The organism is Prevotella pectinovora (assembly GCF_041323955.1).
In the GTDB taxonomy this organism is placed as follows: domain Bacteria; phylum Bacteroidota; class Bacteroidia; order Bacteroidales; family Bacteroidaceae; genus Prevotella; species Prevotella pectinovora.
Genome location: NZ_JBGLIV010000001.1, coordinates 3,133,337 through 3,155,662, shown reverse-complemented (window position 1 = coordinate 3,155,662; position 22,326 = coordinate 3,133,337). Strand labels below are relative to the sequence as shown.

General features: G+C 47.8%; 14 protein-coding genes and 2 pseudogenes. 5 read left to right on the top strand and 11 right to left on the bottom strand.

Features of this window, described 5'->3' with window-relative positions; all coding sequences use genetic code 11:
* Positions 1 to 85: 85 nt before the first annotated feature.
* Together ACDC99_RS12425 and ACDC99_RS12420 are read right to left on the bottom strand one after the other, a co-directional pair.
* Positions 86 to 295, bottom strand: a complete 210-nt coding sequence (locus ACDC99_RS12425) for a helix-turn-helix domain-containing protein (RefSeq protein WP_044072484.1) — start codon at positions 293 to 295, stop codon at positions 86 to 88.
* 453 nt (positions 296 to 748) lie between these two features.
* Entirely contained in the window at positions 749 to 889 is a 141-nt protein-coding gene (locus tag ACDC99_RS12420) for a hypothetical protein (protein ID WP_156132433.1), read from the bottom strand.
* 635 nt (positions 890 to 1,524) lie between these two features.
* On the opposite strand from ACDC99_RS12420, the gene ACDC99_RS12415 reads away from it, so the two are divergent.
* The 5 genes and pseudogenes from ACDC99_RS12415 to ACDC99_RS12395 all read left to right on the top strand — a co-directional run.
* Positions 1,525 to 2,730, top strand: coding sequence for an ISL3 family transposase (locus tag ACDC99_RS12415; RefSeq protein WP_042517111.1), 1,206 nt, complete (start codon positions 1,525 to 1,527; stop codon positions 2,728 to 2,730).
* Positions 2,731 to 2,849: 119 nt separating this feature from the next.
* A pseudogene (locus ACDC99_RS12410) lies at positions 2,850 to 3,014 on the top strand (radical SAM protein); the annotation flags it as partial.
* Between the two features lie 232 nt (positions 3,015 to 3,246).
* Positions 3,247 to 4,407 (top strand): Fic family protein, encoded by a 1,161-nt coding sequence (locus tag ACDC99_RS12405; RefSeq protein ID WP_022315651.1) that lies wholly within the window; start codon positions 3,247 to 3,249, stop codon positions 4,405 to 4,407.
* Positions 4,408 to 5,449: 1,042 nt separating this feature from the next.
* Positions 5,450 to 6,229, top strand: a complete 780-nt coding sequence (locus tag ACDC99_RS12400; RefSeq protein ID WP_278841340.1) for a radical SAM protein — start codon at positions 5,450 to 5,452, stop codon at positions 6,227 to 6,229.
* Between the two features lie 26 nt (positions 6,230 to 6,255).
* Positions 6,256 to 7,140 (top strand): annotated as a pseudogene (locus tag ACDC99_RS12395) (mechanosensitive ion channel family protein); the annotation flags it as partial.
* 133 nt (positions 7,141 to 7,273) lie between these two features.
* Here the strand turns inward: ACDC99_RS12395 and ltrA are convergent.
* The 9 genes from ltrA to ACDC99_RS12350 all read right to left on the bottom strand — a co-directional run bounded on the left by ltrA (position 7,274) and on the right by ACDC99_RS12350 (position 22,122).
* Entirely contained in the window at positions 7,274 to 8,680 is a 1,407-nt protein-coding gene (gene ltrA, locus ACDC99_RS12390; protein WP_044075172.1) for a group II intron reverse transcriptase/maturase, read from the bottom strand.
* 601 nt (positions 8,681 to 9,281) lie between these two features.
* Positions 9,282 to 10,238: a 5-dehydro-4-deoxy-D-glucuronate isomerase gene (gene kduI, locus ACDC99_RS12385; RefSeq protein ID WP_287072883.1), complete on the bottom strand. Its 957-nt coding sequence runs from the start codon at positions 10,236 to 10,238 to the stop codon at positions 9,282 to 9,284.
* A gap of 71 nt (positions 10,239 to 10,309) precedes the next feature.
* The gene (locus ACDC99_RS12380; protein WP_042517077.1) at positions 10,310 to 11,677 is read right to left on the bottom strand and encodes a PTS galactitol transporter subunit IIC; all 1,368 of its coding nucleotides are present in this window, start codon (positions 11,675 to 11,677) and stop codon (positions 10,310 to 10,312) included.
* Between the two features lie 386 nt (positions 11,678 to 12,063).
* Positions 12,064 to 12,855 (bottom strand): hypothetical protein, encoded by a 792-nt coding sequence (locus ACDC99_RS12375; RefSeq protein ID WP_278841337.1) that lies wholly within the window; start codon positions 12,853 to 12,855, stop codon positions 12,064 to 12,066.
* Between the two features lie 185 nt (positions 12,856 to 13,040).
* Positions 13,041 to 13,814, bottom strand: a complete 774-nt coding sequence (lpxA, locus tag ACDC99_RS12370; protein WP_042517081.1) for an acyl-ACP--UDP-N-acetylglucosamine O-acyltransferase — start codon at positions 13,812 to 13,814, stop codon at positions 13,041 to 13,043.
* A gap of 28 nt (positions 13,815 to 13,842) precedes the next feature.
* Complete coding sequence (locus ACDC99_RS12365) at positions 13,843 to 15,228, bottom strand: efflux transporter outer membrane subunit (RefSeq protein WP_022315659.1); 1,386 nt, start codon at positions 15,226 to 15,228, stop codon at positions 13,843 to 13,845.
* A 71-nt stretch (positions 15,229 to 15,299) separates the two neighbouring features.
* Positions 15,300 to 18,554: an efflux RND transporter permease subunit gene (locus tag ACDC99_RS12360; RefSeq protein WP_022315660.1), complete on the bottom strand. Its 3,255-nt coding sequence runs from the start codon at positions 18,552 to 18,554 to the stop codon at positions 15,300 to 15,302.
* Between the two features lie 196 nt (positions 18,555 to 18,750).
* The gene (locus tag ACDC99_RS12355; RefSeq protein ID WP_044075089.1) at positions 18,751 to 19,953 is read right to left on the bottom strand and encodes an efflux RND transporter periplasmic adaptor subunit; all 1,203 of its coding nucleotides are present in this window, start codon (positions 19,951 to 19,953) and stop codon (positions 18,751 to 18,753) included.
* Between the two features lie 744 nt (positions 19,954 to 20,697).
* Positions 20,698 to 22,122 carry a CCA tRNA nucleotidyltransferase gene (locus ACDC99_RS12350; protein ID WP_022315662.1) on the bottom strand — a complete coding sequence of 475 codons (1,425 nt, stop codon included), beginning with the start codon at positions 22,120 to 22,122 and terminating at the stop codon, positions 20,698 to 20,700.
* Between the last annotated feature and the right edge of the window lie 204 nt (positions 22,123 to 22,326).

Below are 22,326 nucleotides of genomic sequence, written 5' to 3'. Positions count from 1 at the left end.
AAAAGTTCAATTTATTTTGCAAATACTATATTTTAGTTTATCCACAAAATGATGCTATGATATTATTTTGTCTCTCATAATCTCTTCAATCATTGCGTTCCTTTTTGTCCGTGATAAGTTCTTTCATATCCACAGACAAGAACTGTGCAATTTCAAGAAGCGTTGTAAGGTTGGGTTGAGAACGGTTGCATACGTAAGCATTGACCGTACTGAAACTCCTTCCTAACTTCTTTGCAAGCCATGTTTGGCTTATCCCTTTGTCCTCTAAGACTGCTCTTATGCGATTTAACTTCATGTTTTTATCGTTTTTACGCTACAAAAATAATATTTTATCGTGATAATCCATCCAAATCCCTTGAATATCTGCTGTATTCCGTCGTAATTTAGACAAAATAGAAATATAATCTGCAAAAATGGGACTAAGCAATTGATTTCCCAACATGGCAAGATACATATATGCGTTCATAAATATTTGTTCTATTTGCCATGTTCTTAAAATGTCAAAATCGGAAATTTATCATTGTTTTCAGTGTTAATTTATGTTTTCTCATGCTTTCATTTTGGGGTTTCTTGATTTTGTTGTTCCTAATTTGTTTCTTTCGTCATTTTACCATTCCAATTAGTATTGATTATCAGTACATTACGAGCAATCAGTAAGATTTCAAGAATAAGATTATGAAGGATGTAAGTGCATTTGTTTTATGGTGGTCTCGTGCTAACTTATCTATTATTCTCTGATCTTATCAAGCTAACTTTTCGTCCCTGGCATCTTCTTATACACGAATCCTTCACCACCAGGGAAGTAAGCTTCGAAAACCGTACAGAGGAACTGGGCGATATCCTTACGCTTCTTGCCAATCTTGAAGAATGCGGAACTGGCATATGCCATGAGGTCGGCCTGGCAGCACTTGGCACAGCCATCAACGACAGCGCAGCACCAACATACATAAACCTAATTAATGACTTTTGTTTAAACCACAAAACTATTCGGTATTTTTGTGGTAATCCATTCGGTATTTTTGTGGTAATTCATTCGGCGTTTTTGTGGTGAGTCATTCGGCATTTTTGTGATTGACTTATTTTGGTTCTAAAGAAAATGTTCATTTCTTTAAGGCATTTACAAGTAAAAATACTACCTTTACAGCAGTTGAGTGCGTGTTTGCTTATCGTTGTTTATTTCCATATTTGACCAAGGTCAAACTCGGCTGCACTCGGAAAAGAAAGCAAGTTTTCTTTTCTCTCGTTAGCACGAGTTTTGCAGCACATTTGCAGCACGCTCACGCAAATAGCTTGTTTATAGACAGTGTGCATTTCGAGGAGGTAAAATAATAATGCGGTACGATTTGAGTGAGAAATGTAACATCCCAATAAGGTGTCAACTTCATCTAAAGATATGAGGCTCAAATCATACCAATCTATTTTTTGGTTCTTCCGTTAAATGCATAGATAGAAAAAAAAATTTTATATTATGATAAAAATAAAGCTGGCATCATCTATCTTTGTAGTGACCAAACTCAATGATAAATGAATGCCAGCATAATGCATAAAGCTTTTGGCATATCCTTGCAAGAATGTTTGGATATGCGTTGCGAAAGTAATAAAATAGTTTTGAATATCCAAACTCCATCAGACAAACTTTGCTGTCCGGAGTGTGGAAGCCATAATGTAGTCCGTAATGGTTTCACGGCCAGACGCTTTGTGAGCGTGCCGATAGGTTGTTCAAAGACTTTCGTCGAGATGAAGATCCAACGTGTCAAATGTTCTGATTGTGGCTGCATAAAGAACGAGGATGTCGATTTCGCAAAAGGCAAGCGCAGGCATACGACCGCTTTCGCCAATATGGTTATAGACTTGTCGCGCTTTGCAACTATACAGGACATTGCATGGTTCCTGGATGTATCTTGGGACATGGTGCGGAACATACAGATGGAGTTCCTGCAAAAGGAGTATGGCAGCCCTGACCTTTCAAACCTCAGATACATATCCATAGACGAGTTCGCTACCCACAAGGGACAAGTTTACAAGACGATAGTCGTAGACTTGGAAACCGGGCGGATTGTCTTTGTAGGTGACGGTAACGGCAAGGCTTCGCTTGAGGAATTCTGGAACAAGCTCGGAGACAGAAAGAATGACATAAAAGCCGTATGCACAGACTTGTCGTCTGCTTATACGGGGGCGGTAACGGCAAATCTCCCCAATGCCTCTCTTGTCGTGGATCATTTTCATGTGGTAAAGCTCATGAATGAAAGGATAGACCAGTTGCGCCGCCAGTTGTGGCATGCTGAGAAAGACGTTAACAAGCGTAAGGTAATCAAGGGCACGCGCTGGATATTGCTGAGAAACGGCAACGACATCTTTGACGCAAAATACAAGACAAGACTTGACAATGTGCTGAACTTGAATGAACCGTTGATGATTGCATATTACCTGAAAGAAGACTTGAGGGAAATATGGAACCAAACCAACAAGGATGATGCAGAATTGGTGCTAAACGAATGGGTGCGGCAGGCCATGGATTCAAAAATACAGCCATTGGTCAAAATGGCTGCTACCTTGCGGGCCTACAAGCCATATATACTTGCATGGTATGACTACCCGATATCAAATGGCCCTACTGAAGGTATAAACAACAAGATTAAAGTGCTGAAAAGACAAATGTATGGATTCAGAAATGATGAATTCTTCACGTTAAAGCTATACGCTCTACACGACAAGCGTCTACGCATTTAACGGAAGAACCTATTTTTTCACCGTCACTAAAACAATTGTTTTCTTCTTGGTGTTAGAAATAGTGTGTATATTTGCATGACAAATAGAAACATACAAAAAAACAAAAAAAACATCTTGCCATGAGTACAGTAATATATCCATCACCGATTTTCGGACCGATACACAGTCGCCGACTCGGTGTTTCTTTAGGTATCAACCTTATGCCAGCCGACGGAAAGGTGTGCACATTCGACTGCATCTACTGCGAATGCGGCTTCAACGCCGACCACTACCACCACTGCCGTGAAGCAAGACCTCGTCATCACTTGCTACAAGCCATCTGAGAGGCAGGTAAGCAAGACCTTACCATATCTTGCAACAAACCATCTGAGAGAATACAAGCTATATCTGACATGAACAATTCTCGAAATATATGGGATTTTGTGGAGGAGCATCTTGCTCATCTTCCTGTTGTATGCGAAAAAGGGAACACCATTATTAGTGTAGCGGAATGGAATAAATAAAAAGTATAAAGATATGGCATCATACAAAATACCACTTTTGCCACTGCCTTATGACCTTGAAACTAAGACTGTGTTGCGACAGGCTAACAAGGCCAACCGAAAACTTGCAGAATTAAAGGGCGTGGCACAGGCCATACCCAATGAACGCATTCTTATAAGCAGTCTCACGCTGCAAGAAGCAAAAGATAGTTCGGCAGTAGAAAATATAGTAACCACACAGGACGATCTTTATCGTGCAGGCCTCGATGCGAATTTTACACTCATAGGCGCGGCCACTAAGGAGGTGCTGTTTTATCGTGAAGCTATCAATGAGGGGTTCAAACTGGTAAGAAATAAGAACATCCTCGCACTTAATGACATAAAACGTATACAGGAGGTGCTTGAACAAAACTCAGCAGGCTTCCGTACAACACCAGGTACACAACTAAAACGAAGCAGCGATGGAGCCGTCATTTATACCCCACCACAGGACGGTCAGCGTATAGTGGAGTTGATGAGTAACCTCGAACAATTCATCAATGATGATGAGCTTTGCCCGATCGACCCATTGGTGAAAATGGCTATCATACACCACCAGTTTGAGAGCATTCATCCCTTCTATGATGGCAACGGACGTACGGGACGCATTGTAAACATCCTCTATCTTGTCACTTCAGGACTGCTTGATTTGCCCATACTCTATCTTAGTAGGTATATCACTCACAACAAGGCTGAGTATTATGAGCGTATTCAAGCCATAAGAAATGCGACTGGCGACAATTCTGCCCAGTGGGAAGCGTGGATTCTATATATGCTTCGCGGTGTGGAACAGACCGCGGAGGAAACCATTGCGCTTGTTAAGAATATAGGTAAACTGATGACGGAATATAAGAATATTATACGTCCAGCCTTTGGAGGAAAGTATAGCCATGAGCTTCTCAACGGTCTCTTTTATCATCCATATACTAAGATTGGCCATTTGGAGAGCAATATGCAGGTATCAAGACAAACCGCAGCGAAATATCTCGATAGACTTGCTTCGCTTGGCTTACTGCAGAAGGAGCGCATGGGCAAAGAGAATTATTACATCAACACTAAGTTGATGGAACTCTTTCTTACCTTCAGTGAACAACAAGAGGCTGATAATACAGATGGTGTTGAATCTGTTCATGTTGAAAAATCGCCAAATCCTTAACATGACCCGAATAACGTGTTAAGAAATCCCGATTTTCTTAACATGATATGAATAACGTGTTAAGAAATCCCGATTTCTTTAACATGAAGTGCTGACGATAGAAACATAGAACAGAAGACAAATGAGATATAAAGGCAAAAGTGTAGTACCAGATTAAAACACATTCTGACAGTAAGAATCGATGGATGAACTGGCGAAAAGGATAAAAGGACGAGTGGCAGATGCGCGTTCCCGTCTGACAATAGTGAGAAACGCAGACAGATTTCTGTCACACCCCGATACACAGAATGCGGTGAGTCGTGAATGTGGCATATTACTCCTGCCTATCAGTTCTGCCATTGAACTCAGAGTGAGATATGAACTGACAGACAAGGCATCAGAACAAAATGTTTGCTATGTAATTGATGGAGATATGGAACTTTTGCCCGATATGCAACCTTATATATTAGATAAGGGCGGCATAAACCTGTCGGACCTTATGCCGGCATATGATGCCATGGAGATAAAAAAGCATCCTTGTCATGGGGAATGGCTTCGGATATGTTCAGAAAGAAATACACTTCCAACCTATCTCCTTATCAGACGAGCGATGAGGTGAGGTCGGTAGGCGAACTATATGGCGACTCTGCAGCGTCTATGAAGGAAGAATACAGAGCCGCTGCTCAACTGGCTTTGGACATTTCATGGCTGCGACATTGTATATCGTCGGGCGCACCCGACAAACCATCCAGACAATTGGTTGGCAATCGAAAGACGGTCATCTATCTGGTTGTCAGAACATTACGACGGAAAACCAGATGATCTGACAGTTTTTTTTGAAATTCTTGTTTTTACTGAAAATCAGTGTTATGAACAACTTTTACTCATATCGATTGAATTAATTCCGCCAACGGGTTTCCTTACAATTATCCGTATTGGATTCATGCTGCAATGAAGCCCATATTTGGGATAAAAACAATTGTTTTCTTCTTGGTGTTAGAAATAGTGTGTATATTTGCATGACAAATAGAAACATACAAAAAAACAAAAAAAACATCTTACCATGAGTACAGTAATATATCCATCACCGATTTTCGGACCGATACACAGTCGCCGACTCGGTGTTTCTTTAGGTATCAACCTTATGCCAGCCGACGGAAAGGTGTGCACATTCGACTGCATCTACTGCGAATGCGGCTTCAACGCCGACCACCGCCCCACCCTTCCACGCCCCACTCGCGAGGAAGTGGCTGCCGCCCTGGAAGCCAAGCTGAAGGAGATGGCAGAAAACGGACCGAAGCCCGATGTGCTGACATTTGCCGGCAACGGTGAACCTACGGCGCATCCGCATTTCGCCGAAATCATTGACGACACTATAAGACTGCGCGACAAATACTGCCCGCAGGCAAAGGTATCGGTATTGAGCAACAGCACCATGCTCCACCACAAGCAGGTGCACGAGGCACTGATGCGCGTTGACAACAACATACTGAAACTCGACACCGTAAGCATAGAATACATCAAGAAGGTGGACCGTCCGCAGCAGCCGAACTACAACGTGGAGGACATCATCGAGAGTCTCTCCGCCTTCAAAGGCCATGTCATAATCCAGACGATGTTCATGAAAGGACAAGCAGACGGCGTGGACATGAGCAACGTGAAGGAGGAATACATCGAACCGTGGCTCAAGGCTGTGGAGCGCATCAAGCCGATGGAGGTGATGGTATACACCATCGACCGCGAAACTCCGGCAAAGGGTCTGCTGAAAGCTACCCACGAGGAGCTTGACGGCATACGCGACCGCGTGACAGCCATGGGAATCCCATGCACGGCATCATATTAAATCCCAATTAAAACCCAAACACAATTATGAACAGTCTATTCCTCGCCGCCACCTTGACCATCAAGGAAATCGAGAAGGTTCCCGAACACTCCGTGAAGGAGCTGCTCGACAAGTCTCATATGAACATCCGACTCGAAGACGCCATAATCTTCGGCATAAAGCTCGTTGTGATATACATCATCGTAAGAGTGCTCTCGGCGATAGCCAAATACCTGTTCCGCCATACGATGCGCAAACAGGCGGAGAAGGGAATGGACGTGACGAAGGTGATGTTTCTCAGGCAGATAGTGGTCACGGCGATATACATCATCGGATGCGCCTCATTTCTCTCGCTCATACCGGGAATGGAGAAGATAAGCAACTCCATACTCGCCAGTGCAGGAATCCTGGCCATGGCGGTGGGTCTTGCATCACAAGAGGCACTGTCGAACATCGTAGGCGGACTGTTCATCATCTTCACCCGCCCGTTCAAGGTGGGGGATTTCATACGGGTTGACGACGACGTGGTGGGGACGGTAATCGAGATAACGCTGCGCCACACCATAATACGCAACGTGGAGAACCGCATGATTCTGATTCCTAACAGCAAGATAAACTCTGCCACGATAATAAACTCCTCGTATGGCGACAGTTCCACCTGTGCGTTCATCGACATCGGCGTGTCTTACGACACCAACCTGGACGGGGCAATCGACGTGATGCGGCAGGAGATAATGAAGCACCCGCTGCTTTTAGACCACCGCACGGAGGAAGAGAAGAAGGCGGACGTGCCTGAGGTGGTGATACGCGTGGTGAATCTCGGCGACTCTGCCATAACGCTGCGTGCATGGGCATGGGCGGCAACGGCTGTAAACGCCACGGTGATGAAATACGACCTCTTAAAGAGCATCAAGGAGCGCTTTGACAAGGAGGGCATCGAAATACCATATCCTTACTACAACCAGATAGTAAAATCGAGTAGGAGGAAAACGAAGCAGTTTTCTTCCTACTTTCGTTTTCCGACCTCTCACACCACCGTACGTGCGGTTCCGCATACGGCGGTTCCTATTTTGGATACCATTCGAGATATGCCTCCATTAAAGTAGCATACCCTGCGGAGCGTAGTTTATTGTTATCTATCGCCCTTTTTAGAACAGGGCTGTCAGCTATTCGCCAATAGCCCTTGCGAGTATTACCCCATTCGTATGCTTGGTATTTATTAATGCCACATCTGATGAGGTTTGCCACTTTTGTCTTGACTTTCTTCCAAGCTTTCCATATACACATGCGTATTCGACGTCTTAACCATTCATCAGTATCAAGTAAGAGACGTTTCATATTAGCAAGATGATAATAGCCGACCCACCCTCTTATGTATTCTTTCAGCTTTTGCTTTCTCTTGGCGTATCCCCATCCGTTGCTGCGACTTGTCAATTCTTTCAACCTTGATTTCATCTTGGCTTTGGACTTTGGGTGCACTGTGAGTTGGCATTTGCCCTTCATCACATAAAAGGAGTAGCCGAGGTATTTCACTCCGCGCACATACGACACTACGGTCTTTTCCTTGTTGACTTTGAGATATAGAGTATTCTCTATAAATCGGGTTATAGACTCCTTCACTCGCATTGCTGCCCTCTTGGACTTACAAAATATCATCGAGTCATCTGCATAGCGTACAAAGGGAAGCCCTCTGCGTTCAAGTTCTTTATCCAATTCATTGAGCATGATGTTGCTCAACAACGGACTTAGCGGTCCTCCTTGGGGAGTTCCTTCCTCACTCGCTTCAAACAAGCCTTTGTTCATTACACCACTTCGGAGATATTTGTGTATAAGACTGACAACTCTGCCGTCTTTTATCGTACGGCTGAGGATTTCTATGAGCTTGCTATGGCTCACGGTGTCGAAGAAGCGTTCAAGGTCAAGGTCTACTACATAGGTGTAGCCCTCGTTGATTATCCTTTGCGCTCCACGCAGTGCATCATGGCATCCTCTTCTCGGTCGGAAGCCGTAGCTTGTCTTGGAGAATTGGTTCTCATAGATGGGAGTCAGTACTTGGTTGATGGCTTGTTGCACCACACGGTCTACTACTGTAGGTATTCCCAACAGGCGCATCTTGCCGTTGTCTTTGGGTATTTCTACCCTTTTCACTGGGTTCGGACGGTAAGAGCCGTCCATCAAGGAACGGATGAGCACATCCTTGTTGGTCATGAGCCATGGGAGCAACTGCTCGCATGACATCTTGTCGATACCACCACAGCCTTTGTTTCTCATAACAGCCTTGTAGGCTCGGTTGAGATTGGAAGGACTGAGGATTTGCTCGAAAAGGTGCTCCTTGTCGAATGGTACTTCCACGATGTTGTCTTCACACATCCACATGAAGGTCTGCACTCCCCCATACCATTCGGTTTCCGACCTATCTCTTTGGGGGCAGCCATTAACTTGGGATAATGTTTTCTGCATTCTTTCCTTCATGAGGTATGTTTCAATTACTATCGTTTAATTGTTAGGTTCAGCCCTTCGTGCAACGTTATCGACTATTGCACTACTATGGCGTCTGCTGACTTCTCACGGTAAGCTTTACTCCGCTTCTTTCGTAAAAAAGACTATTTGAAGCGTCCGTGAGACCTCCTCGGATAAGGGCATTGTCTTTCCATCTTATACCCACTTCATTTACACCGACCGTTCCGAATAGCTATGGGGCTTTGGTCTGTGTTGCAACCTTACCCACGGTCATATGCCTTGTATGAAGTTTCTGTACGTTAGGTCAGATGTTTGCCACCGGCTTCTTTCAGATTTCACCTCACGATGAACACCCTTGCCTTTGGCTATGTAATTCCCGCTATTAAGGCTTACTCGGGACTTGCACCCGTTAGACAATGCTCGTGCCGAGCATACAACGAATTGACGGGCAGACTCTTTACTCGTCTACCCGTCAATCCGTATACTTGCCAAAATGCCTTGCAAAATACAAAAGGCTGCAAGCAGTTATAAAAAAAACGGTCTAATGTCGATAGGGGATTATTCCCAATCGGTCATTAGGCCGTTTAGGTTTTACTTCATATCCACATAGGGATTACTTCATTTCCACATAAGGTATCTTGTCCATGTCGCCATAGTCAAGATTCTCTCCGCCCATGCCCCAGACGAACATATAGTTGCTTGTGGCAGAAGCGCAGTGTACGCTCCACTCCGGAGACATCACAGCCTGCTCATTGTGCAGCCAGATTACGCGGGTCTCCTGTGGCTCTCCCATGAAATGGGCGATGGAGTTACCCTCAGGCAGATTGAAATAATAGTATGCCTCCACACGACGGCCGTGGGTATGGGCTGGCATAGTGTTCCATACTGAACCTGGAGCCAACTCGGTGAGTCCCATCTGCAACTGGCATGGACCGCCCTTGCCGCCGTTCTTCTCAGAGAGCACGTTGTTTACAATCAGCTGGTTGATGACGCGGTCGTTGCTCTCTTCCATTTTTCCGGCATGGAAGCTGTTTGAGTTCAAGCACTTCAGTTTCTTGGCGCGAGCTGCATCGTTGCATACAATCATCTGTGTAGGATATGCCTTGTGGGCAGTAGTGGAATTGATATAGAACTTGGCTGGGTTCTGTGCGTCCTTGCTTGCGAAGGTGATTTCCTTTGAACCGCGGCCCACATAGAGAGCATCCTTGAAATGCAGTTCATACTGCTTGCCGTCAACGGTCACCACACCAACACCCTTGCTGGTATTGATGATTCCCACCTCACGGTTGTAGCAGAAATATGGTGCCTTCAGAGGGTCGATGGCTTCGAGCTTCAGCACTTCGCCTACTGGCACTGCTCCTCCGAAAACGAGACGGTCGTACATTGAATATGTGAGGTGGATCTTGTTTGCCTCCATCACATTCTGCATTGTGAACGCACTACGCAGGCGGTCGGTGTCGTATGTCTTCACGTCCAATGGATTGCAAGCCGTCTGGATAGAATAGTCTGTCTGTGCATTGGCACACAGAGTAGTAGCCGCAAGGGCTGTAGACAACAATAGTTTCTTCATTATCTTGATAGTTTTTTGATTTATATTATATGCAGATCTGCCACATTGTATGGCATACCCACCTGCTTCAATTAGTCTTTCTTTGCCTCTCTGTCTTCCTTCACGATTCGTCTGTTGTTTATGAACATGAGGGCAAGGGTTATCACCGTCAATACTCCCATACCGAGATACTGCAGCTTGATGCCACGATAGATTACCCAACCGAAGAGAGAAGAGGCGAAATCAAGCGCACCGCCGGAGAATCCTTCCGGTATCTCGGCTGCCTTGTCGCCAGTGGCATCAAACACATGCTTTGCTGCCATTGTGAAGTCGGGTGCCATGTCGGTAACGAAATACAGGCCGATGACGAGAGCCACGAGTCCGATGATGAGCGTCTTCACCACATTGCCCTTGGTGAACGGCAATACCATCGGGAAGAGGTAGAACATTCCGGCGAGCGATGCCAGCGGCAGGAACTGGTTGCCGGGCAGGAACACTGCCAAAGCGAGAATCACGGGAATGAGGATTATAGACACCACGAGAGTCGTGGGATGCCCGATAACAAGAGCCGGACTCATGCCGATATGCACCTTCTTGCCGTTGAACTTGGTCTTCACCAGTTCTTGTGTCTTCTCTGAAATAGGCTTCAGTCCTTCGATGAAAAGCGAGGTGATACGGGGGATGAGTTCCATCACGGCTCCCATGGTGACGCCAAGGAAGAGTATCTTCTTGATGTCGAGCTGTGCTGCCCATCCGATGAGCATACCCACGATCACTCCCAGGACGAGGGGCTCGCCGAGCACACCGAACTTCTTCTTCAGTCCTTCTGCGTCGATATCGAGTTTAGAGAAGCCCGGGATGAGGTTGAGCAACTTGTCAAACACGATGGCGAAGGGCATGAAGCTCTGGCAGAACGGCTGAGGAATGGAGATTCCTTCGAGGTCGTAGTATTTCTGGAATTTCTCTGCCGTCAGGTCTGCGCATACCAGAGTGATGATATAGCAAACGATGGCAGCGAAATATCCCCAAAGCAGACTCTCACCCATCACGAAATAAGCCACGGCTCCGATAAAGGCGAAATGCCAGTAGTTCCAGAGGTCGATGTTCACCGTGCGTGTGGTCTTGGTAATGACCATCAGGAAGTTCACTCCCAGACAGATGGGGATGATGAGCGCTCCCACGGCGGTGTTGTATGCCACGGCAGCTGCTGCCGGCCAACCCATATCAAAAACGTTGAGCTGCAGGTGATAGATGTCTGAGATTCCCTTCAGCGGGTCGTTGAAATTGGTGGTCAGCAATGCCGTCACCACTCCCAGTCCTACGAATCCCACACCGACAAAGAGCCCCGACTTGAGTGCCTTGCCGAATTTCATACCGATACACAGTCCGATGATGGTGAAGATGATAGGCATCATCACACTTGCACCCAGACTGATAATGTAGCCGAATACTTGTTCCATTGTATTTTCCTGTTTATGTTTTTTTGATTAGCTTGTTAGTAGATATTAATAGTTCGGGGCAAAGTTAGGCAAAATATTTGAATAAGCATCTTTATTATTGTAAAAAGTAACATTAATGCATAAAGAGCGGACATGAATGACGGCAAAAGATAAATGACGTTAAAAGATAAGAGTATACAGTTCTGAATCTGTCGGAACACATGACAAGCAAAACGGGCATGGGTCAGAGCATAAAAAAACATAGTCCCTGCCATCACGGCTGAGACTATGCACATTTTTATTGCTTATGATCGGCGAAATCTCAAAAAGTCAAATTGCCGATTTTTCTTTTCGCATGTTTAAAACTTACCTTTAATTCCTTATTGTCATTTATCATTCATCGTCATTTATTTGTTGATCTTCATTGTCTTCACACCGTCTGCCGTGCGGATGGAGATGATGTTCACACCCTTGGCGAGTGGCAGCGTTGCTGTGTCACCGGCATTGAGTCTTGCCTCGGCGAGACACATTCCGCTTGGTGTGCATACACTGACGTTGCCTGCCATACCGCCCACTACGATGGCGTTGCCCTCAACACGGAATTTCATGTCTGCATTGGCAGCTGCGATAGAAGCCGACTCTCCGTTGTAAACTCTCACGTTGTCGATTGCCATGTGCTGTGCGAGCTTGCCCTTATACTGCCATGCGATATATACCGGCGTGGTGTCATCAGTGAAGCATTTGGTGATGTCATATACCTTATGTTCAGGTTTCGTTGTCTCACCGTCAGCAAGGTCTTCGGCGGTATATCCCTTCAGCGTTTCGATTGGCGCCCATTCCACTGCGTTGTATGAATAGTATACTCCAGCCTCAGTGCTCTTCTTTGTCGTGGCATTGTAGTCGATGTCAAACTCCAGGAATGTCTTCTCACCGTCTTTCAGTTCTCCGCGAACGAGTGGTGGTGTGTCGAGAACTGCCCATACCAGTGTGTATCCTGCCACTGCTGATGATATTGAAGCGAAGTCTCCTTCGAAGTTGCCGCTTGTGACAGGAATCTCATACCAATTGTCGAAGCGCCACAGATACTGGTCCTGCATCTTGCCGTCGAGTTTCTCGATAATCCAGTTTTCTGGTGTCAGTCCGCCGGTGAAGTCTTCTGAGAACGGCAGCGAATATGTCGGTCTGTTGCCCTTTGCCATTGTCTCAACTGCCGGCAGCGACTCAACGCCGTCTGCATATACAGAGCGCTTTGTGGAAGCATTTTATGACCGACAGCTATCCGGACAAGAGAAGCCCGGCATACCTCAATACTACGAAAATAGGGAACTAACCTCGCGGCCAATTCCCTACAAAAACCATGCTATGAAAAAATATTAGGTATGATTTACATTTTACTTATAATTCCAATCTTAGATGCTTCAAGGAACGCAACTATAGATTCAATCTCCTTGCCTGGCGGCACCTGTTCCTTGATCTGGTTTATGGCATCAAACACGCTCGTCTGTCCGTGGAACACGAGGCGATAGGCATTGGCGATATGGCCTACCACCTTTGGTTCAATGCCCGAATTGTGGAGAAGGGTCTCGTTTACTCCTCCGTAGCGCACTGGGTTGTCAGTGGCTACGATAAACGGAGGTACGTCTTTGCTGATGCGCACACCGCCGGTGACCATCGAGGCTCCACCCACACGCACATTGGCGTTTACGATAACACCGGAAGAGAAGATTACAGCACTGTGGATTTCGCAGTCGCCGGCAACCTTAGTACCATATCCGAATGTGCAGTAGTCGTCAACCTTTGTGTCGTGAGACACGTGGACACCCTCCATGAAGAAGTTACGGTTGCCGATACGTGTCTCGCCGGTCTTGAATGTGGCACGGTTGATGACAACATTCTCACGGAAGATGTTCTCGTCGCCGATAATCAGCGGTGTGTCGTCACCACTGAAATTAAAGTCCTGTGGCTCAGCACCGAGCACGGTGTTCTGATAAACCTTGTTGCCCTTTCCCATCCGTGTGCCCTTCATGATGCTCACGTAAGGATAAATCACGCAGTCGTCGCCGATGACAACGTCGTCCTCGATATAGGCGAAAGGATAGACAGTGACATTCTTGCCCAACTTTGCGCCCGGGGCTATATATGCTTTTTCACTTATCATGATATACAAGTTTAAATGGTGTGTAACTTTAGTTTCTTCCTCCGCCGAGAGCGTAGTAGAGGTTCACAACAGCCTGCATCTTGTAGAAATCATCTGCCACCTTGGAGAGCTGCGCATTGAGCAGGCTCTGCTGTGCGGTGATTACCTCAAGATAGGTGCTGCTGCCCTCGTTGAAGAGAAGCTTGGTGTATTCCACGTTCTTGGTGAGACTTTCCACCTGCTTCTGCTCCAGCTTCGACTTCTCGTCAGAAGAGTTGTAGAGCACCAGGGCATTGCTCACCTCACTGCCGGCAGAGAGCACGGCATTCTGCCATGTGTTATATGCCTGTTCCTGCTTTGCCTTGGCCACCTTGAGTCCTGCCACGAGCTGACCGTGGGCAAAGATAGGCTGCACGAGGCTACCTATGGCATTCCACAACATCTTGCCAGGGTTCACGATACCTGCACCACCGCTGTTGGTATATGCACCAGAACCGCTGATTGTGATGCTTGGATAGAAGCGCGAACGAGCCTGGTTGGTGTCGTAGAAGCACTGTGCGAGCGACATCTCGGCGTAATGCACGTCGGGACGGTTGCTCAGGAGCTGTATGCCGATGCCGGTAGAGAATTCCGAAGGCAACGACTGCTCGTCGAGCTTTCCGCGGCTGATTGTCTGTGCCGGCTGACCGAGCAGAAGGGAGAGGGAATTCTCCACTTCACGAATCTGGCGCTTCAGGTCGGCTGCCTGTGCCTGCACCGAATAGTAGTTAGACTCGGCGCTCTGCACGCCAGTCTCCTTCACACGTCCCAATTCCTTCTGGAGCTTCATGATTTCCCATGTCTCCTTGGTGAGGTTTGTCATGTTGTCTACAAGTTCCAACTGCTTGTCGAGCATCATGAGAGTATAGTACATGTTGGCGATGTTTGAAATCAGACCAGTCTGCACCACGAGCTGATAATCCTTGGTGGCGAGCAGCGACATCTGTGCGCTGCGCTTCACGTTCAGCAGATTGCCGAAGAGGTCGATGCTCCAGCTTGCCTGCACTGGCAGTGAATATGTCTTCGTTGCCTTGTTGCCGTCCCACGAAGAGATCACTCCCTGTGGCGAGAACGTGAACGATGGCACAAAAGCGAGCTTTGCCACCATGAGCTGTTCCTCCACCATCTTCACGTTGAGAGCGGCGTTGAGCATGTTGGTGTTGTGAGTCAGTCCCTGCTCGATGAGCGACTGCAGCTGAGGATCGGTGAAGACGCTGCGCCAAGGCAGGTTGCCGAAGCTCGTAGTGTCGCTTACGGCGAGAGTGTCGGCGATGGAAGCGGAGTCGCGCACCAGGCCCTTCACATTCACGTCGGGACGCTCGTATTTATTGTATATTCCGCAGCTGCCAAGCAACAGACCGGCAGAGGCGAAAGCTATAATACTCTTGATCTTCATATAGATAATGTATTTTTATAATCCCAGACCCAAAGGAGGTGAGTTTCTCCGATGGGACTGGATATATTATTTTATTTCTTTGAGTTCTTGTCGATCTCTGCCTGCAGCGCACCAGCCACATATGGGTTGGTATACTGTTTCACCTCAGAGTCAACAGAAGCATTGTCGCCCTCAAACTCGATAGGCTTGATCTTCTCCTGCAATGTCTGGAAGATGTAGAACAACGCTGGAACGACCATAATCTGGCAGAGCATACCGATGAGCATACCACCTACGGCTGCCGCTCCGAGTGTCATGTTTCCGTTGTAGCCTACGCCCCATGGCATGAGCAATGGCAACAGACCGATGATCATGGCGAGCGAAGTCATCAGGATAGGACGCAGACGGGCAGAAGCTCCGAGCACTGCCGACCATGAGATGGCCATACCCGTGCGACGGCGTTCAAGGGCGAACTGCACGATAAGGATGGCGTTCTTGGCGAGAAGTCCCATAAGCATGATGAGCGCGATCTGCATGTAGATGTCGTTGTTCTTACCAAACATGTTGGTGAAGAGGAACGCTCCGGCAAGACCAAACGGAATAGAGAGGATTACCGAAAGCGGCAGTACATACGATTCATACTGTGCCGAGAGAATCAGGTATACGAAGGTGAGACACAACGCGAAGATTATCGCAGTGGAGTTGCTTGACTCCTGCTCTGTACGTGTCAGACCTGAGAACTCGTATGTGTAACCGGCTGGCAATGTGGTCTTTGCCACCTCGTCCATAGCCTTGATGGCATCACCGGTAGAATATCCGTCGGCAGCAGAAGCGTTCACGTTGATAGAGGTAAACAGGTTGAAACGGTCGATCTCCTGTGGACCATATACACGCTCCAGGTTTACATACTCCTGGATAGGAGCCATCTGACCAGTCTGAGTGCGCACGTAGATGTTTGCAAGACTCTTCAGGTCGGCACGGTCTTTCGGCTCTGACTGGATATACACACGGTAGAGCTTACCGTATGAGTTGAAGTTGCTTGCATACATACCTCCGTAGTATCCCTGCATGGTGGTGAGCACCGTGCTTGGGTCGATACCGCTCTGCTTACACTTGGCAACATCGACATCAATCTTATACTGTGGATATTTAGTGTTGTATGATGTCATGGCATTGCTGATTTCAGGACGCTTGTTGAGCTCACCGATGAACTTCTGGGTGATGTCATAGAACTTGTTCACATCGCCACCGGTGCGGTCCTGCATAGAGAATGTCATACCGTTGGTAGCAGAGAATCCCTGCACCATAGGCGGCTGGAAGGCAAGAATCTGCGCTCCCTTGATGGCTGCCGTCTGCTTGTATATCATACCGAGCACCATACCGGAACCGAGGTTGTGCACACCGATATACTTCAGCGGTCCCTCAAGTTTCTGACGCTCCTCGAATGACTTCAGCTTGATGATGAACGTACCCTGGTTGGATCCCTGGCCGGCGATGAAGTTATATCCCATGATACGCATACGGCTGGCGATGGCAGGGTTGGTGGCGAGCATACGGTCCACCTCGTCCATCACCTCGTTGGTCTTCTTCATTGAAGTTCCTGGAGGAGTGGAAACGGTACAGAATACAGTACCTGTATCTTCGTCAGGCACAAGACCTGTCTTTGTGGTTGACATGAGTACTGCCATTACTGCGATACCGACAATGACAGAACCTATTGCGATAACCGGACGCTCAACCAAGCGACGCACGCCCTTGGTGTACTTAGCCTGCACCTTTCCATAGGCAGCATTGAACGAAGCATGGAAACGGTCTACCATCGACATCTTGCGCTCTGAACCGTCCTCGTTCTTAGGCTTCAGCAACATTGCACAAAGCGCTGGAGAAAGAGTCAAGGCGTTGAGGGCTGAAATGATGATGGAGATGGCCATCGTTATACCAAACTCACGATAGAAGGTTCCTGACGTACCACCCATGAAAGACACCGGCACGAACACTGATGCCATAACGAGGGTGATGGAGATGATGGCGCCCGAAATCTCGTTCATGGCATCGATAGAAGCTGTCGTCGCCGACTTGTATCCAAGGTCGAGCTTGGCATGGACAGCCTCGACCACCACGATGGCGTCATCGACCACGATGGCGATGGCAAGCACGAGGGCGGCGAGCGTCAAGAGGTTCAGCGAGAAGCCGAACACATACAGGAAGAAGAAGGTACCGATCAACGACACTGGCACGGCAATAAGCGGGATGAGCGTCGAACGGGTGTCCTGCAAGAAGATATACACCACGATGAACACGAGCACGAATGCCTCGAAGAGGGTCTTGATGAGGTCTTCGATAGAAGCGAAGAGGAACTCGGTAACGTCCTGCATGATATCGAAGTGGATGCCAGGAGGCATTGTTGCTTCCTGCTCTTTCAGCAGCTTCTTGATGTTTGTAGCAATTTCTGTAGCGTTAGAACCGGCAGTCTGTGTCACCATCATGGTTACAGACGGCTTGCCGTTGTTCTTTGACTCCACGCTGTATGAGAGGGCTCCCATCTCCACGCGTGCCACGTCCTTCACACGGATGGTCTGTCCGTCTTGTGTAGACTTTATGATCATGTCGCCGAACTCCTCTGGAGTCTTCAGACGACCTTTGTAACGGAAGGTGTACTGATACTGGTTGTCAGACGATTCGCCCACAGAACCAGGAGCTGCCTCGATGTTCTGCTGAGCCAGCACTCCTGTGAGGTCGGCAGGAATCAGTCCGTAGCTTTTCATCTTCACCGGGTCTATCCAGAGACGCATGGTGTAGTCTTTCTGGGAGAAACACTGACACTCACCCACACCGTTCACACGCTTGATGGCAGGAATGACGTTGATGTTTGCATAGTTGGTGAGAAACTTGTCGTCGTAGCGGTCGTCGTCGGCAGTAAGACCGAAAAGAATCACCGTTGACGACTGGCGCTTCATCACCGTCACACCGGCCTTGGTAACCTCGGCTGGCAGAAGAGCTGACGCCTGTGACACACGGTTCTGAACGTTCACCTGACACATGTCGGCATTCATACCCTGCTTGAAGAACACTGTGATGGAAGCCGAACCGTCGTTTGTTGCAGAAGAGGTCATGTATGTCATTCCCTCCACACCGTTGATTGACTCCTCCAAAGGAGCAAGCACGGAATTAAGCACTGTCTGCGAGTTGGCACCCGTATATGAGGCACGCACCATGATGGTAGGAGGCGCCATGTTCGGGTACTGCTCGATTGGCAGCGAAATGAGTCCGATGACACCGAGAATCACTATCAGGATAGAGATCACGGTGGAGAGCACCGGGCGTTTGATAAATGTATCTAATCTCATTGTTGTAATTTTATTTAGGTTGACGAGTTGACAAGTAGACAAGCTGACAAGTCAGCCGGAGATCCGACAGGCCGGCTTATCTGCAAGAAGCATTACATCAACTGCCTGTCTGCAATCATGGCTGCCTAAATCATCCACTACCCTTTTTGACGGGTCATGCGAGGACTCCTTGCCATTTCGTCTCTTCTCTACTTGTTTATTTTCCGAAAGCCTTCTTCAGCTTGCTCAGGTCGCCCTGGTCAGCGCCCAGAGCCTCGGTCTTCTTCAGTTTCTCCTGATATTGTGCCTCTGTGAGAGGAGTGATCTTCTGTCCGTCGGTAAGACCTGAGATACCGTTCATCACGATACGGTCGCCTGCCTTCAGGCCACTCTCGATGATGTAGTTCTTGCCGTCGTTGTTAGGATTCACGGTCACAGGGGTGTATTTCACCTTGTTGCCCTCGCCAACTACGTATACGAAGAACTTGTCCTGAACCTGAGATACGGCATCCTGCGGGATGATGATAGCCGAAGAAGACACATGTGGCACCACGATGCTGCCAGAAGCGCCGCTCTTGAGCAGATGCTCAGGGTTAGGGAAGTCGGCACGCATAGAAACGGTACCTGTAGTAGGGTCGATCACGCCGCTCACTGTAGCCACATGCCCGTCGTGGTTGTATACAGTTCCGTCAGCGAGCTGCAGCTTCACGGCTGGATAATCCTTGATTGCAGCATTGATACCGCCAACGCCCTTTGTCATGTCCAGAAGGTCTTTCTCTGTTACTGAGAAATACACCTGCATAGTGCCGATGCTCGACACAGTGGTGAGTGGCTGCTGACTTGAAGCGCTCACCAATGCGCCCACACGGTATGGCAGATCGCCTACGACACCGTTGGCAGGACTGGTGATATAGCAGAAGTCGAGGTTCTGCTTGGCTGACACATAAGCTGCTTGGGCCTGTGCCACGGCTGCATAGGCTGCCTCGAGATTGTTCTTTGATGACTGAAGCTCGTAAGTACCGATAACGTTGTTCTTGAAGAGTTTCTCATTGTTTGAGTATGTCAGCTTGGCTGTGTTGAGCTGAGCCTTTGCTGTGTTCACGGCTGCCCTTGCCTGGCGCACGGCTGCCTGGTAGGTCTCGTTGTCGATGACGAAGAGGAGCTGGCCTTTCTTCACTGCCTGGCCTTCATGCACACACAACTTGGTGATGAATCCAGACACCTTAGGACGGATCTCCACGTCCTGCACTCCCTTTATCGTAGCAGGATAGGTGGTCTGCAGCTCTGCTGACTGCACACCTACTGTCCTTACCGCATATTCGTCGTCGCCGAAATCCGGTTTTCCACTTTTCTTGCCTCCGCCGCATGACACGAGCACTGCGGCAAGCAACAGAATAAATAAATTACTCTTTTTCTTCATACCTATTTATAATATTAAAGTTTTCTATGTATGTAAAAATATATATGTAATGATTTGTATATTATATATGTAAAACTACCTAATATTTCTTTCTTGATTTATCCGCCCCGGCTGCTGATGGCATTCACATGCTAAAACAAACTTCCGGCGGAACATTTACAGAAAACCCAAATACTTTTTTCAGTTTTCAGATGCAAAATTAGCCATTATTCTTCATACTATGATGGCATGTCAATGATTATTGTTTTGTTTTAACTAAATTTTACGGAAAACGGAAAAGCCATCAGTCACAATGGTCACGCCACAAGAACTTTGGAACACTGGCAGCAGAAAACTGCATCAAGCCATAATGACGGTTTGTGGGTTGAAATCCAAACAAATATTTCAATAAATGGGCAACATGCTTGCCCATGTTGGGTAAGCACCGTTCTCAAGTGGGGCAAGCAGCGTGCCCCACTTGGGCAGATTTCACGCTCAACCGCTGCCCGATATTCTTATTTATTGACATTCATGGCTTCAGGAATTGTCCAGCGCATATAAGCATCTGTATACACTGGCGGCACGGATACGCTTACGTTTCCTGTTGATTTTTGAAAAGACAAAAGCTCATGCTTCACTTAAACAAAAATCGGTCATTAGAACGTTTAATGGCATTTTACATGCACCGCTTGTTCTAATGACCGATTTTGAAAAAAATGTGTCGAGCGTTTATAATCTGATTCCACTCAATGTATCAGAAAGGACTCAGCACAGTCCCATAGCCTTCGCCTTTTCCATCAGCAGCTGCATCAGCGGTTCTCGCTCGTTAGCCACTTTGTTGTCGAGTACGGCATTCTTCAGCGTCTGCTTCAGCGTGCCCACCTCTCTCGATGGTTTGAGATGGAACATCTCCATTATCTCGTTGCCGTCGATTACCGGTTGCAGCAAGCGTTTGAAGTCCTTTTCCTTAAGGTCAGTGAGTTTCTCGCGCACCATACGGAAATTCTCGAGGAACTGCTGCTTGCGCACCTGGTTCTTGCTCGTGATGTCTGCCTCGCAGAGAATCATCAAGTCATCGATATCGTCGCCGGCATCATTGATGAGTCGGCGCACGGCGCTGTCGGTCACCACATCGTCGGCGATGGCGATGGGGCGCATGTGCAGGTCGACGAGTTTCTGCACGTATTTCATCTTGGCATCCATCGGAAGCTTCATCCTGCGGAATATCTCCGGCACCATCTTGGCACCGATGAAGTTGTGGTTGTGGAATGTCCATCCGGCAATGGGGTCCCAGCGCTTGCTGCGTGCTTTTCCGATGTCGTGCATGAGGGCTGCCCAGCGCAGCCACAGATTGTCGCTCCGGCGGCTAACGTTGTCGAGCACCTCAAGTGTGTGATAGAAGTTATTCTTGTGTGCCCTGCCGTTTTTGGTCTCTATGATATCGAGAGCGCTAAGCTCCGGCATTATCAGCGGCAGCAGTCCGCAACGCTGCAGGTCAACGAACCCCTTGCTCGGTGTCTTGGTCATCATTATCTTGTTCAGCTCCTCTTCCACTCTCTCTCCGCTAATGATCTTTATCCTGTCGGCATTGCGCTGTAGCGCGTCGAAGGTCTCTTCTTCTATAAAGAAGTTGAGCTGTGTGGCGAAACGTATGCAGCGCAGCATGCGCAGCGGGTCGTCGGAGAATGTGATGTCGGGATCGAGGGGTGTGCGTATGATGCCGTCTTCCATGTCGTATACTCCGTCGAAGGGATCCACAAGCTCGCCGAAGCGGTCTTTGTTCAGGCATACGGCAAGTGCATTGATGGTGAAGTCGCGACGGTTCTGGTCGTCTTCGAGCGTACCGTCTTCAACGATCGGCTTTCGTGACCCACGGGTGTAGCTCTCACGGCGGGCGCCTACGAACTCAACTTCCGTTCCCTTGTATTTCACCTGTGCCGTTCCGAAATTGCGGAACACGGAGATATGAGCCTTCCTGCCGAGCGACCGCCTCAGTGCGTCGGCCACCTTTATTCCACTGCCCACCACCACGACGTCAATGTCGTTTGACGGGCGCTCAAGAAAGAGGTCGCGCACGTAGCCCCCCACTACATAGCACTCCAGTCCGAGGGAGTCGGCTGCATCTGAAATTTTATGGAATATTTCTTTGTCAAGTATTTGTGCCAGTTCGGCGTCACTCAATAGTCTCATATACTGTATATAAATAAAAGCGGCTGCAAAGTTAATGATTTTGTATAAGATTATGAAATTTAGCCAATGACAAAATACAGACAGGTGGCATTTTAACTCAAATCGGCAATTAGGGCTTGCTTGGATTTTGATTTTTAGAAGAGCGGATTTTGTTTTTTAGAGAATGGATTGGGGAAACAAAAAAAACTGCCGCAGCAAGTGACT